Consider the following 13,154-nt stretch of genomic DNA (forward strand, 5'->3'; position numbering starts at 1 on the left):
TGACAAACCCATGCCAAAACGTACAGACATTAAAAGCATCCTGATTCTCGGCGCTGGCCCGATCGTGATCGGCCAGGCCTGCGAATTCGACTACTCCGGCGCCCAGGCCTGTAAAGCCCTGCGCGAGGAGGGTTACCGCGTCATCCTGGTGAACTCCAACCCAGCGACCATCATGACCGACCCGGACATGGCCGACGCCACCTACATCGAACCGATCAAGTGGCAGACCGTTGCCAAGATCATCGAGAAAGAGCGTCCGGACGCGCTGCTGCCAACCATGGGTGGCCAGACCGCTCTGAACTGCGCACTGGATCTGGAGCGCGAAGGCGTTCTGGAGAAGTTCGGCGTAGAGATGATCGGCGCCAACGCTGACACCATCGACAAGGCAGAAGACCGTTCGCGCTTCGACAAGGCGATGAAATCCATCGGCTTGGACTGCCCGCGTTCGGGTATCGCCCACAGCATGGAAGAGGCCAACGCGGTCCTCGAAAAGCTCGGCTTCCCGTGCATCATTCGTCCGTCCTTCACCATGGGCGGCACCGGTGGCGGTATCGCTTACAACCGTGAAGAGTTCGAAGAAATCTGCGCCCGCGGCCTCGACCTGTCGCCGACCAAAGAGCTGCTGATCGACGAATCCCTGATCGGCTGGAAAGAATATGAGATGGAGGTTGTCCGCGATAAGAAGGACAACTGCATCATCGTCTGCTCCATCGAAAACTTTGACCCAATGGGCGTGCACACCGGTGACTCGATCACTGTTGCTCCGGCACAAACCCTGACGGACAAGGAATACCAGATCATGCGTAACGCCTCGTTGGCGGTACTGCGTGAGATCGGCGTGGAAACCGGCGGCTCCAACGTTCAGTTTGGCATCTGCCCCGACACTGGCCGTATGGTCGTGATCGAGATGAACCCGCGTGTATCCCGCTCTTCGGCACTGGCCTCGAAAGCCACTGGTTTCCCGATTGCGCGTATCGCTGCCAAGCTGGCGATCGGCTACACCCTGGACGAGCTGCAGAACGAAATCACCGGCGGCGCTACTCCTGCATCCTTCGAGCCGTCCATCGACTACGTCGTCACCAAGCTGCCACGCTTCGCCTTCGAGAAATTCCCGAAAGCCGATGCACGCCTGACCACTCAAATGAAGTCGGTCGGTGAAGTCATGGCCATCGGCCGGACTTTCCAGGAATCCCTGCAGAAAGCCCTGCGCGGTCTGGAAGTGGGCGTTTGCGGTCTGGACGAGAAGCTCGACCTGAGCAACCCGGAAAGCATGAGCGTGCTCAAGCGCGAACTGACCGTGCCGGGTGCCGAGCGTATCTGGTACGTGGCTGACGCCTTCCGCGCGGGCCTGTCGGTCGAAGACATCTTCGGCATGAACATGATCGACCCGTGGTTCCTGGTGCAGATCGAAGATCTGATCAAGGAAGAAGAGAAGGTCAAGACCCTGGGTCTGGCCAGCATCGACCGCGACTTGATGTTCCGCCTCAAGCGCAAAGGCTTCTCCGACATGCGTCTGGCCAAGCTGCTGGGCGTTACCGAGAAGGCTCTGCGTCGCCACCGTCACAAGCTTGAGATCTTCCCGGTCTACAAGCGCGTTGACACCTGCGCGGCCGAGTTCGCCACCGACACCGCTTACCTCTACTCCACGTATGAGGAAGAGTGCGAAGCCGCGCCGTCGGGCCGCGACAAGATCATGATCCTCGGCGGCGGTCCTAACCGTATCGGCCAGGGCATCGAGTTCGACTACTGCTGCGTACACGCGGCACTGGCCCTGCGCGAAGACGGTTACGAGACCATCATGGTCAACTGCAACCCGGAAACCGTTTCCACCGACTACGACACCTCCGATCGCCTGTACTTCGAACCAGTGACCCTGGAAGACGTGCTGGAAATCTGCCGAGTCGAGAAGCCTAAAGGCGTGATCGTCCAGTACGGCGGCCAGACCCCGCTGAAACTGGCTCGCGCCCTGGAAGAAGCCGGCGTGCCGATCATCGGCACCAGCCCTGACGCCATCGACCGTGCCGAAGACCGTGAGCGTTTCCAGCAAATGGTTGAGCGCCTGAACCTGCGTCAGCCGCCAAACGCCACCGTGCGCAGCGAAGACGAAGCGATTCGTGCCGCCGCCAAGATCGGTTACCCGCTGGTGGTTCGTCCGTCCTACGTACTGGGCGGACGCGCGATGGAAATCGTTTACGAAGAAGAAGAACTCAAGCGCTACCTGCGCGATGCGGTGAAAGTGTCCAACGACAGCCCGGTGCTGCTCGACCACTTCCTCAACTGCGCCATCGAAATGGACGTGGATGCGGTCTGCGACGGCACCGACGTGGTGATCGGCGCGATCATGCAGCACATCGAGCAGGCCGGTGTTCACTCCGGTGACTCCGCGTGCTCCCTGCCGCCGTACTCGCTGCCTGCTCACATCCAGGACGAGATGCGCGAACAGGTCAAGAAGATGGCCCTGGAACTGGGCGTTGTCGGCCTGATGAACGTTCAGTTGGCGCTGCAAGGCGAAGACATCTACGTCATCGAAGTCAACCCGCGCGCTTCCCGTACCGTACCGTTCGTATCGAAGTGCATCGGTGTTTCCCTGGCGATGATCGCGGCTCGCGTGATGGCCGGTAAAACCCTGAAGGAAATCGGTTTCACCAAAGAAATCATTCCGAACTTCTACAGTGTGAAAGAGGCGGTGTTCCCATTCGCCAAATTCCCTGGCGTGGACCCGATCCTGGGCCCAGAGATGAAGTCCACTGGTGAAGTAATGGGCGTGGGCGACACCTTCGGTGAAGCGTTTGCCAAAGCCCAAATGGGCGCCAGCGAAGTGCTGCCGACCGGCGGTACCGCGTTCATCAGCGTGCGTGATGACGACAAGCCACTGGTTGCAGGCGTGGCCCGTGATCTGATCAACTTGGGCTTCGAAGTGGTCGCCACTGCCGGTACTGCCAAGCTGATCGAAGCCGCAGGCCTGAAAGTGCGTCGTGTGAACAAGGTGACCGAGGGTCGTCCGCACGTGGTCGACATGATCAAGAATGACGAAGTCACCCTGATCATCAACACCACCGAAGGTCGTCAATCAATCGCTGATTCGTACTCCATTCGTCGTAATGCCTTGCAGCACAAGATTTACTGCACCACTACCATTGCTGCTGGCGAAGCTATCTGCGAAGCGCTGAAGTTCGGTCCCGAGAAGACCGTGCGCCGCTTGCAGGATCTACACGCAGGATTGAAGGCATGATCAAATACCCAATGACCGTCAAGGGTGCAAAAGCCCTGGAAGAAGAACACGCTCACCTGACCAAGGTCGTCCGTCCGAAGCTCAGCCAGGACATCGGTACGGCCCGCGAGTTGGGTGACTTGAAAGAAAACGCCGAATACCACGCTGCTCGCGAGCAGCAAGGTATGGTCGAGGCGCGGATCCGCGACATCGAAGGCCGCATGCAAAACGCGGTGATCATCGATGTCACGACCATTCCTCACACCGGCAAAGTGATCTTCGGCACCACCGTTGAAATCGCCAACGTCGAGACGGATGAAAGCGTCACTTACCACATCGTTGGTGAGGATGAGGCTGACTTCAAGCTCGGCAAGATTTCGGTCGGCTCGCCATTGGCCCGCGCCTTGATTGCCAAGGAAGAGGGTGATGTGGTTGCCGTGAAAACGCCAGGTGGCGTTATCGAGTACGAGATTGTCGAAGTCCGCCACATCTGAAAGAAGGCGCCCGCTCCGTGCGGGCGCCATGCTTTGGCAACTGGCTCAGATGTTGTGGGTGGGTGGCCTGTGGCTGTTACATATCGGTCTGCTGCCGGTGCTGGGTCAAATTGGCCTGGCGCCGCTGCTGATCGACGAAATTGCAGGCGTGCTGAATGCGCTGATGGTGGGATTCGCCACGGCGTGTGTGATTTTTCAGGCTTTGGTGCTGATTCAGGCCGAGGGCCTTGTCAGTCTATGGCGCGATATTCGCGGGCAAATGCTGCTGATGGCGCTGTATGCGTGCGGGATGTTTTTCGCGGTGCGCGTCGGTTGGCCGGATGCCGTACGTTGGCAGGTGTTCAGCTATCTTGTTCTGGGCTTTTCCGGGTTGGTGCTGGTGTTGCAGCCGGTGCCTGGATGGAGTGGCAGGGTGCGCGAAGCACACCCATGACCCTTGTCATCACTTGAAGCGATGGACGTTCGACAGCTGCTTGTTGACGCTGAAGTTCTTGCGGTAAATCAGTGCCATCTTGCCGATGACTTGAACCAGATCCGCTTTGCCGACCTTGCAGAGTTCTGCAACGGACGCCAGGCGCGATTCGCGATCGAGGATGTTGAGCTTGATTTTAATCAGCTCGTGATCCGCCAAAGCGCGTTCGAGTTCGGCTAACACACCTTCAGTCAAACCGTTGTCAGCCACGATCAAAACTGGTTTCAGATGGTGGCCAATGGATTTGTACTGTTTCTTCTGCTCTTGAGTGAGCGGCATAATCTGACCCTTTAGTCTGGATTCTGTAAAATGGCGGCCATTTTACCCGAGGGTTCGTGGATCCGCCCAATTAATCACGACCCTTATCATCGAGGTGCCCAATGGCGCGTTCCAAGACAAGCCTTGGTTGGCTGAAAAGACATGTCAATGATCCCTATGTGAAGCAGGCGCAGAAGGATGGTTACCGCTCGCGTGCGAGTTACAAGCTTCTGGAGGTCCAGGAGAAATACAAGCTGATCCGTCCGGGTATGAGCGTTGTCGACCTGGGTGCGGCGCCCGGCGGCTGGTCGCAGGTCACTAGTCGGCTGATCGGTGGTCAGGGGCGTCTGATCGCCTCGGACATCCTGGAAATGGACAGCATTCCGGACGTGACTTTCATCCAGGGTGACTTCACCCAGGACGAAGTGCTCGCTCAGATCCTTGAAGCCGTAGGTAATTCGCAGGTGGACCTTGTGATTTCGGATATGGCCCCCAATATGAGTGGTACGCCTGAGGTGGACATGCCCAAAGCCATGTTTCTATGTGAGCTGGCTCTTGATCTGGCGGCTCGGATACTCAAGCCGGGTGGTAATTTCGTGATCAAGGTGTTTCAGGGCGAAGGGTTTGATGCTTACGTGAAGGACGCTCGTCAGAAATTCGACAAGGTCCAGATGATCAAGCCGGACTCTTCCCGTGGCAGTTCCCGCGAGCAATACATGCTGGCTTGGGGCTACCGCGGCCGTAGTGAGTAAATCGAGGTTTTTTTGCGGGTCGATAGGATTTTCGTATTTCGCCCCGTGAGCATTAGCGAATATTGTGTAGAAAGTGTTTCACAAAGGGTTACAGACGGCGCCTGCCAGAGCCGTAGGTAATGTAGTAAGTTAGGCCGGTGAATATCATGCGAAGCGCGCGCCATTAGCGGAGCTTGCTTCAGAGGGTAGTTAATTGAACGATATGGCAAAGAATCTGATCCTGTGGTTGATCATCGCGGCTGTCCTGGTGACAGTGATGAACAACTTCTCCAGCCCTAACGAGCCGCAGACCCTCAACTATTCCGACTTCATCCAGCAGGTCAAGGATGGAAAGGTCGAGCGCGTAGCGGTTGACGGCTACGTGATTACCGGCAAACGCAACGATGGCGACAGCTTCAAGACCATTCGTCCGGCAATCCAGGACAACGGTCTGATCGGCGACCTCGTGGACAACCATGTCGTAGTCGAAGGCAAGCAGCCTGAACAGCAAAGCATCTGGACTCAGCTCCTGGTCGCAAGCTTCCCGATCCTGGTGATCATCGCCGTGTTCATGTTTTTCATGCGGCAGATGCAGGGCGGTGCAGGTGGCAAGGGTGGGCCGATGAGCTTTGGCAAGAGCAAGGCGCGCCTGCTCTCCGAAGATCAGGTGAAAACCACCTTGGGTGACGTGGCCGGTTGCGACGAAGCCAAGGAAGAAGTCGGCGAGTTGGTCGAGTTCCTGCGTGATCCGGGCAAGTTCCAGCGTCTGGGTGGCCGCATTCCACGCGGCGTGCTGATGGTGGGGCCTCCAGGTACCGGTAAAACATTGCTCGCCAAAGCGATTGCCGGCGAAGCAAAAGTACCGTTCTTCACTATTTCTGGTTCCGATTTTGTCGAAATGTTTGTCGGTGTCGGTGCCAGCCGTGTTCGTGACATGTTCGAGCAGGCCAAGAAGCACGCGCCATGCATCATCTTCATCGATGAAATCGACGCCGTCGGTCGCCACCGTGGTGCCGGTATGGGTGGTGGTCATGACGAGCGCGAGCAGACTCTCAACCAGTTGCTGGTAGAGATGGATGGCTTCGAAATGAACGACGGCATCATCGTTATCGCTGCAACCAACCGTCCGGACGTACTGGACCCTGCGTTGCTGCGTCCAGGCCGTTTCGACCGTCAGGTTGTCGTCGGTCTGCCCGATATCCGTGGTCGCGAGCAGATTCTCAAGGTTCACATGCGAAAAGTGCCAATGGGTGACGACGTCGCTCCGGCCGTGATCGCTCGTGGTACCCCTGGTTTCTCCGGTGCCGACCTGGCTAACCTGGTGAACGAAGCGTCGTTGTTCGCGGCCCGTGCCGGCAAGCGCATCGTCGAAATGAAAGAGTTCGAATTGGCCAAAGACAAGATCATGATGGGCGCCGAGCGCAAATCCATGGTCATGTCCGAGAAAGAGAAGCAGAACACCGCTTACCACGAGGCAGGTCACGCTATTGTTGGGCGCGTCGTGCCTGAGCATGACCCGGTCTACAAGGTGTCGATCATCCCGCGCGGTCGTGCGCTGGGTGTGACCATGTTCCTGCCGGAAGAGGATCGCTACAGCCTGTCCAAGCGTGCGTTGATCAGCCAGATCTGCTCGTTGTACGGCGGTCGTATTGCTGAAGAAATGACCTTGGGCTTCGACGGCGTCACCACCGGTGCGTCAAACGACATCATGCGTGCCAGCCAGATTGCACGGAACATGGTGACCAAGTGGGGCTTGTCGGAAAAACTCGGCCCGTTGATGTACGCAGAAGAAGAGGGCGAAGTGTTCCTCGGTCGCGGCGGTGGCGGTCAGGGTGCAAGCTTCTCCGGTGAGACAGCCAAGTTGATCGACTCCGAAGTGCGCAGCATCATTGATCAGTGCTACGGCACGGCCAAGCAGATCCTCACCGATAACCGTGACAAGCTCGACGCCATGGCTGATGCCTTGATGAAGTACGAAACGATCGATGCTGATCAGATCGACGACATCATGGCGGGTCGTACGCCTCGTGAGCCTCGCGACTGGTCAGGCGGTGGCACCGGTACCTCCGGAACACCTCCGGTGGCGCAGGATCCGCGTCCAGAAACACCGATCGGCGGTCCTGCTGCTGACGTTTAAGGTTTGAAATGACTTCTGTTCAGTCCTCGACCCGGTTGCCTTGCGGCAATCGGGTTCTTGATTTAGCCCTGACGCACGTCATGGGTATTCTCAATGTCACTCCCGATTCCTTCTCTGATGGTGGCCAATTTAGCCAGCTCGATGCGGCCTTGCGCCACGCTGAGGCTATGGTGGCGGCCGGCGCGACGTTGATTGATGTCGGTGGCGAATCGACCCGGCCGGGTGCCAGGGTGGTTTCACCGCTGGAAGAGCTTGAGCGCGTAGCTCCGGTCGTCGAGCGAATACACCGCGAGCTGGATGTAATTATCTCGGTCGACACTTCCACGCCAGCTGTCATGCGCGAAGCCGCGCGACTTGGCGCGGGGCTGATCAATGACGTGCGCTCTCTGCGGCGCGATGGCGCTCTGGATGCGGCTGCGGCCACTGGCCTGCCGGTCTGTCTGATGCATATGCTCGGTGAACCGGGCGACATGCAGGACAATCCGCAGTATCAGGACGTCACGAATGAGGTGGGCGAGTTTCTCGCCGAGCGTATGGCTCAGTGTGCGTCGGTAGGAATTACGGCGGACCGGATCATCCTTGATCCGGGCTTTGGCTTCGCAAAAACCTTGCAGCACAATCTAAGCTTGTTCAAGCATATGGAGGCTCTGCATGCCTTGGGGCGGCCCCTGTTGGTCGGGGTCTCGCGAAAGAGCATGATAGGTCAGGCATTGAATCGTCCGGTTGGCGAGCGTCTGTATGGTGGTCTGGCGCTTGCGGCGCTGGCTTCGGTCAAGGGTGCGCGTATATTGCGCGTCCATGATGTGGCCGAAACCGTCGATGTGGTGCGGATGATCGCTGCAGTAGAATCAGCCGAATAAGAATGATGGAGCACTTATGACTAAGAAATACTTTGGTACCGACGGCATTCGTGGTCGGGTGGGCGAATATCCGATTACTCCTGACTTCATGCTCAAGCTCGGCTGGGCTGCGGGTATGGCGTTCCGCAAAATGGGCGCCTGCAAGGTATTGGTGGGCAAGGACACTCGGATCTCCGGCTATATGTTCGAATCTGCGCTCGAGGCCGGACTTACGTCGGCAGGTGCCGATGTCATGCTCCTGGGCCCGATGCCGACACCGGCCATCGCCTACCTGACTCGTACCTTCCAGGCCGAAGCGGGCATCGTGATCAGTGCCTCGCACAACCCTCACGATGACAACGGCATCAAGTTTTTCTCCGGGAAGGGCACCAAGCTTCCTGATGAAGTCGAGCATATGATCGAAGAATTGCTCGACACCCCGATGACCGTGGTTGAATCGAGCAAGATCGGCAAGGTATCGCGCATCAACGATGCTTCAGGCCGCTATATCGAATTCTGCAAAAGCAGCGTCCCGACCGGCACCAGCTTCTCGGGCCTGAAGATCGTGATCGACTGCGCTCACGGTGCGACCTATAAGGTGGCGCCTAGTGTATTCCGTGAGCTGGGAGCCGATGTCGTTGTACTTTCCGCTCAGCCTAACGGGCTGAACATCAATGAAAATTGCGGTTCGACCCATATGGGGCAGCTGCAAGCCGCCGTATTGGCAGAACACGCTGATCTGGGTATTGCTTTCGACGGTGATGGCGATCGTGTTCTGATGGTGGATCATACCGGCGCTATAGTTGATGGTGATGAACTGCTATTCATCATTGCCCGCGATCTGCATGAGCACGATAAATTGCAGGGCGGAGTCGTCGGTACATTGATGAGTAACCTGGGGCTGGAGTTGGCCCTGGCGGATCTGTCGATTCCTTTTGTGCGTGCCAACGTCGGTGATCGTTACGTGATCGCAGACCTGCTGGAACGCAACTGGCTGGTGGGTGGTGAAAACTCGGGGCATATCGTCTGCTTCAACCACACCACCACCGGTGACGCAATCATTGCCGCATTGCAGGTATTGATGGCGCTGAAGACCCGCTCCGAGGGTCTGGCGCAATCGCGTCAGGCGCTGCGCAAGTGCCCTCAGGTGCTGATCAATGTACGATTCGGCGGTGGTGCGAGCCCTCTTGATCATCCATCCGTCAAGGAGGCAAGCGAGCGCGTTACCAAGGCTATGGCTGGTCGTGGGCGCGTGCTGTTGCGCAAGTCCGGGACGGAGCCGCTGGTGCGGGTCATGGTCGAAGGCGAGGACGAAACACAGGTTCGCGGCTACGCCGAAGAGCTGGCAAAACTGGTTACTGAAGTTTCTGCCTGATTTCGGCTTGCCAGCCATGATTGTGTTGGGTAACATCTGCGCCCACTTTGACCGACGAGGTACAGCATGCGTCGCCCTATGGTAGCTGGTAACTGGAAGATGCACGGTACCCGCGCCAGCGTCGCTGAGCTGATCAATGGCCTTCGTCATCTGGCCTTGCCGAGCGATGTTGATGTAGCGGTATTCCCGCCTTGCTTGCATATCAATCAAGTGATTGATGGCTTGAAGGAAAAGTCGATTTCGGTCGGCGCGCAGAACTCTGCGGTGGAATCCATGCAAGGTGCGTTGACCGGTGAGGTTGCGCCGAGTCAGTTGGTGGATGCAGGCTGTTCTTTTGTACTTGTTGGGCACTCCGAGCGCCGCCAGATAATGGGCGAGCAGGACGGAATGCTGATTCGCAAGTTTGCAGCGGCACAGGCAAGCGGCTTGATTCCGGTGTTGTGCGTAGGGGAAACCCTTGAAGAGCGCGAGGCTGGAAAAACTCTTGAGGTTGTCGGGCGTCAGCTAGGCAGTATCATAGAGGAGCTGGGTGTTGGTGCCTTTGCAAAGGCAGTAATCGCTTACGAGCCGGTCTGGGCCATTGGTACCGGGCTGACTGCTTCGCCGCAACAGGCTCAGGATGTGCATGCAGCCATTCGCGCTCAGTTGGCGGCAGAGAATTCTGAGGTCGCACAAGGTGTGCGGCTTCTATACGGCGGCAGCGTGAAGGCGGCCAATGCGGTCGAACTGTTCGGCATGCCGGATATCGATGGGGGGCTCATTGGTGGAGCTTCCCTGAATGCAGATGAGTTCGGTGCGATTTGTCGCGCCGCGGGAAACTGAAAAAATGCTGGAAACAGTCGTAGTCGTTTTTCATCTGCTGGGTGCATTGGGCGTAGTTGCTCTGGTATTGCTGCAGCAGGGTAAAGGTGCGGATGCTGGTGCGTCTTTCGGAGCAGGTGCTTCAAATACTGTGTTCGGAAGCCAAGGTTCCTCTACCTTTCTTAGTAAGTTTACTGCTATACTTGCCGCCGGTTTCTTCATAACCAGCTTAGGGTTAGGTTACTTTGCTAAAGAGAAAGCTCACCAGCTGACTCAAGTAGGTTTGCCAAACCCGGCAGTGTTGGAAGTTCCAAAGCAACAACCGGCTTCTGATGATGTCCCGGTGCTTCAAGAGCAAAAGTCGGCTACCCCAGCGACTGACGTACCTCCAGCTCAAGAGCAAAAGTAAGAAGGGTTTCAAACGTAGTATTGCCGAGGTGGTGGAATTGGTAGACACGCAACCTTGAGGTGGTTGTGCCCATAGGGTGTAGGGGTTCGAGTCCCCTTCTCGGTACCAATTATCAGGAGAGCCCGCTGTTGCGGGCTTTCTTGTAGGTGGAAGGTTACATTGACCCTGTCAGGGATCGGTCGTATACTTCCGCCCCAGCTTTGTCGCGGGGTGGAGCAGTCTGGTAGCTCGTCGGGCTCATAACCCGAAGGTCGTCGGTTCAAATCCGGCCCCCGCAACCAGTTTAAGGAGCCCCTTTTAAGGGGCTTTTTGTTAGCTGGACACTTTCAACGCCGCTGTTCGACGGCGTTTCAAGGATGGGCGTTTCGCCCATTTTTTTATTTTGCACAGCATGCACATACATGCACGAGGGGGTTCAGGTGTCGAGCAAGCTAGAAGAGTTGCAGGCCTTGCTGGCCCCGGTGGTCGTGGCCCTAGGCTATGAATGCTGGGGTATTGAGTTTTCGGCTCAAGGTCGCCACTCAATGTTGCGCGTTTATATCGATAAAGAGGGCGGCGTGCTGGTGGACGATTGTGCCATTGTCAGCCGTCAGATCAGCGGTGTTCTGGATGTTGAAGATCCAATCGCCGTTGAATACACCCTTGAAGTTTCCTCGCCTGGCATGGAACGCCCGCTGTTCACTATTGAGCAGTTTGCAAAATTTGCCGGTGAACAAGTGAAGATCAAGCTGCGCTCGCCTTTTGAAGGCCGACGCAACTTTCAGGGCCTTCTGCGCGGTGTAGAAGAGCAGGACGTCGTGGTGCAGGTAGAAGACCATGAGTTCCTGTTGCCGATCGATATGATCGACAAGGCCAACATTATTCCCAGTTTTGACTGAGACGCGGATCCCGCGGATCCAATGGCTTGCGAAAGGCGAGGCGTACGATGAGCAAAGAAGTACTGCTGGTTGTTGAGTCGGTATCCAATGAAAAGGGCGTACCGGCAAACGTAATTTTTGAAGCGCTGGAGCTGGCTCTGGCCACTGCTACCAAAAAACGTTTCGAGGACGAAGTCGATCTGCGTGTGGAAATCAATCGCCACACCGGTGCTTACGAGACATTCCGTCGCTGGACTGTCGTCGAAGAAGCAGACCTGGACGATCCGGCCATCGAAACCTGGCCGAGCAAGGTTGCAGAAACGCATCCTGGTGCTCAGGTTGGTGATGTAGTCGAAGAAAAGATCGAGTCCATTGAGTTCGGTCGCATCGCTGCACAGACTGCCAAGCAAGTCATCGTGCAGAAAGTTCGCGAAGCCGAGCGCGCTCAAGTCGTTGATGCCTATCGCGAGCGCCTGGGGGAAATCATCTCCGGCACCGTGAAGAAAGTGACCCGCGACAACGTGATCGTCGACCTGGGCAACAACGCCGAAGCGTTGCTGGCTCGTGAAGACATCATTTCTCGCGAAACCTTCCGGGTTGGCGTGCGTCTGCGTGCGCTGCTCAAGGAAATCCGCACCGAGAACCGCGGCCCGCAGCTGATCCTGTCGCGTACCGCGCCGGAAATGCTGATCGAGTTGTTCCGCATCGAAGTGCCGGAAATCGCTGAAGGCCTGATCGAAGTAATGGCAGCATCCCGTGACCCGGGTTCGCGCGCCAAGATCGCGGTCCGCTCCAAGGACAAACGCATCGACCCGCAAGGCGCTTGCATCGGTATGCGCGGTTCGCGCGTCCAGGCTGTGTCGGGTGAGTTGGGCGGTGAGCGTGTGGACATCGTCCTGTGGGACGACAACCCGGCTCAGTTTGTGATCAATGCAATGTCGCCGGCTGAAGTGGCGGCAATTATCGTTGACGAAGATGCCCATGCAATGGACATCGCCGTTGGCGCAGACAATCTGGCTCAGGCCATCGGTCGCGGTGGTCAGAACGTGCGTCTGGCTAGCCAGTTGACTGGCTGGACCCTGAACGTGATGACCGAATCGGACATCCAGGCTAAGCAGCAAGCAGAAACCGGCGACATCCTGCGCAACTTCATCGACGAGCTGGAAGTCGACGAAGACCTGGCACAGGTGCTGGTAGATGAAGGCTTCACCAGCCTGGAAGAGATTGCCTACGTACCGTTGGAAGAAATGCTCAACATCGACGGCTTTGACGAAGAAACCGTCAACGAGCTTCGCGCTCGCGCCAAGGATCGTTTGTTGACCAAAGCCATCGCTACTGAGGAAAAGCTGGCAGACGCCCATCCGGCCGAAGACCTGCTCTCGCTTGAGGGTATGGACAAGGATTTGGCGATGGAACTGGCGGTGCGCGGCGTAATTACCCGCGAAGACCTGGCCGAGCAGTCTATTGACGATCTGCTCGACATCGACGGCATTGACGATGATCGTGCCGGCAAGTTGATCATGGCCGCCCGAGCCCACTGGTTCGAGTAATTAGGCGCGGCCTGAGGAGA

General features: G+C 57.3%; 12 protein-coding genes and 2 tRNA genes. 13 read left to right on the forward strand and 1 reads right to left on the reverse strand.

Going from position 1 to position 13,154, the window contains the following annotated elements:
• Positions 1-10 precede the first annotated feature (10 nt).
• The 3 genes from carB to ACA079_RS03675 are packed head-to-tail and all read left to right on the forward strand — an operon-like array spanning position 11 to position 4,138.
• A complete protein-coding gene (carB, locus tag ACA079_RS03665) occupies positions 11-3,232 on the forward strand; it encodes a carbamoyl-phosphate synthase large subunit (RefSeq protein WP_415773201.1) in 3,222 nt (1,073 codons plus the stop codon).
• Positions 3,229-3,705 (forward strand): transcription elongation factor GreA, encoded by a 477-nt coding sequence (greA, locus tag ACA079_RS03670; protein ID WP_046045786.1) that lies wholly within the window; start codon positions 3,229-3,231, stop codon positions 3,703-3,705. The genes carB and greA overlap by 4 nt, the downstream gene beginning before the upstream one ends.
• 28 nt (positions 3,706-3,733) lie before the next feature.
• Positions 3,734-4,138 carry an MFS transporter gene (locus ACA079_RS03675; protein WP_497702619.1) on the forward strand — a complete coding sequence of 135 codons (405 nt, stop codon included), beginning with the start codon at positions 3,734-3,736 and terminating at the stop codon, positions 4,136-4,138.
• A gap of 9 nt (positions 4,139-4,147) precedes the next feature.
• On the opposite strand, the gene ACA079_RS03680 is transcribed toward ACA079_RS03675, so the two are convergent.
• Positions 4,148-4,456, reverse strand: coding sequence for a YhbY family RNA-binding protein (locus tag ACA079_RS03680; protein ID WP_059403182.1), 309 nt, complete (start codon positions 4,454-4,456; stop codon positions 4,148-4,150).
• A gap of 101 nt (positions 4,457-4,557) precedes the next feature.
• On the opposite strand from ACA079_RS03680, the gene rlmE reads away from it, so the two are divergent.
• From rlmE to nusA, 10 genes are all read left to right on the forward strand, one after another.
• A complete protein-coding gene (gene rlmE, locus ACA079_RS03685; RefSeq protein ID WP_007900501.1) occupies positions 4,558-5,187 on the forward strand; it encodes a 23S rRNA (uridine(2552)-2'-O)-methyltransferase RlmE in 630 nt (209 codons plus the stop codon).
• Between the two features lie 202 nt (positions 5,188-5,389).
• Positions 5,390-7,303, forward strand: coding sequence for an ATP-dependent zinc metalloprotease FtsH (gene ftsH, locus ACA079_RS03690; RefSeq protein ID WP_033058123.1), 1,914 nt, complete (start codon positions 5,390-5,392; stop codon positions 7,301-7,303).
• Between the two features lie 8 nt (positions 7,304-7,311).
• Positions 7,312-8,163, forward strand: a complete 852-nt coding sequence (gene folP / locus ACA079_RS03695) for a dihydropteroate synthase (protein ID WP_497702620.1) — start codon at positions 7,312-7,314, stop codon at positions 8,161-8,163.
• A gap of 16 nt (positions 8,164-8,179) precedes the next feature.
• Entirely contained in the window at positions 8,180-9,517 is a 1,338-nt protein-coding gene (glmM, locus tag ACA079_RS03700) for a phosphoglucosamine mutase (RefSeq protein ID WP_497702621.1), read from the forward strand.
• A gap of 66 nt (positions 9,518-9,583) precedes the next feature.
• On the forward strand, positions 9,584-10,339 hold the full coding sequence (tpiA, locus tag ACA079_RS03705) for a triose-phosphate isomerase (protein WP_129438601.1): 756 nt from the start codon (positions 9,584-9,586) through the stop codon (positions 10,337-10,339).
• A 4-nt stretch (positions 10,340-10,343) separates the two neighbouring features.
• Complete coding sequence (gene secG, locus ACA079_RS03710; protein ID WP_017336473.1) at positions 10,344-10,727, forward strand: preprotein translocase subunit SecG; 384 nt, start codon at positions 10,344-10,346, stop codon at positions 10,725-10,727.
• A 22-nt stretch (positions 10,728-10,749) separates the two neighbouring features.
• Positions 10,750-10,835 (forward strand) — tRNA-Leu (locus tag ACA079_RS03715).
• Between the two features lie 96 nt (positions 10,836-10,931).
• A tRNA-Met gene (locus ACA079_RS03720) sits at positions 10,932-11,008 on the forward strand.
• Between the two features lie 138 nt (positions 11,009-11,146).
• Entirely contained in the window at positions 11,147-11,605 is a 459-nt protein-coding gene (gene rimP, locus ACA079_RS03725) for a ribosome maturation factor RimP (RefSeq protein WP_010463487.1), read from the forward strand.
• A 47-nt stretch (positions 11,606-11,652) separates the two neighbouring features.
• Positions 11,653-13,134 (forward strand): transcription termination factor NusA, encoded by a 1,482-nt coding sequence (gene nusA / locus ACA079_RS03730; protein ID WP_008024459.1) that lies wholly within the window; start codon positions 11,653-11,655, stop codon positions 13,132-13,134.
• Positions 13,135-13,154: the final 20 nt, after the last annotated feature.

Source organism: Pseudomonas sp. LBUM1645 (genome assembly GCF_059716185.1).

What these genes read in the sequence shown, in the direction of transcription:
- secG (WP_017336473.1), top strand. Translation starts at nt 10,344, where the DNA reads ATGCTGGAAACAGTCGTAGTCGTTTTTCATCTGCTGGGTGCATTGGGC.
- rlmE (WP_007900501.1), top strand. Translation starts at nt 4,558, where the DNA reads ATGGCGCGTTCCAAGACAAGCCTTGGTTGGCTGAAAAGACATGTCAAT.
- ACA079_RS03675 (WP_497702619.1), top strand. Translation starts at nt 3,734, where the DNA reads ATGCTTTGGCAACTGGCTCAGATGTTGTGGGTGGGTGGCCTGTGGCTG.
- carB (WP_415773201.1), top strand. Translation starts at nt 11, where the DNA reads ATGCCAAAACGTACAGACATTAAAAGCATCCTGATTCTCGGCGCTGGC.
- tpiA (WP_129438601.1), top strand. Translation starts at nt 9,584, where the DNA reads ATGCGTCGCCCTATGGTAGCTGGTAACTGGAAGATGCACGGTACCCGC.
- glmM (WP_497702621.1), top strand. Translation starts at nt 8,180, where the DNA reads ATGACTAAGAAATACTTTGGTACCGACGGCATTCGTGGTCGGGTGGGC.
- greA (WP_046045786.1), top strand. Translation starts at nt 3,229, where the DNA reads ATGATCAAATACCCAATGACCGTCAAGGGTGCAAAAGCCCTGGAAGAA.
- ftsH (WP_033058123.1), top strand. Translation starts at nt 5,390, where the DNA reads ATGGCAAAGAATCTGATCCTGTGGTTGATCATCGCGGCTGTCCTGGTG.
- ACA079_RS03680 (WP_059403182.1), bottom strand. Translation starts at nt 4,456, where the DNA reads ATGCCGCTCACTCAAGAGCAGAAGAAACAGTACAAATCCATTGGCCAC.
- nusA (WP_008024459.1), top strand. Translation starts at nt 11,653, where the DNA reads ATGAGCAAAGAAGTACTGCTGGTTGTTGAGTCGGTATCCAATGAAAAG.
- folP (WP_497702620.1), top strand. Translation starts at nt 7,312, where the DNA reads ATGACTTCTGTTCAGTCCTCGACCCGGTTGCCTTGCGGCAATCGGGTT.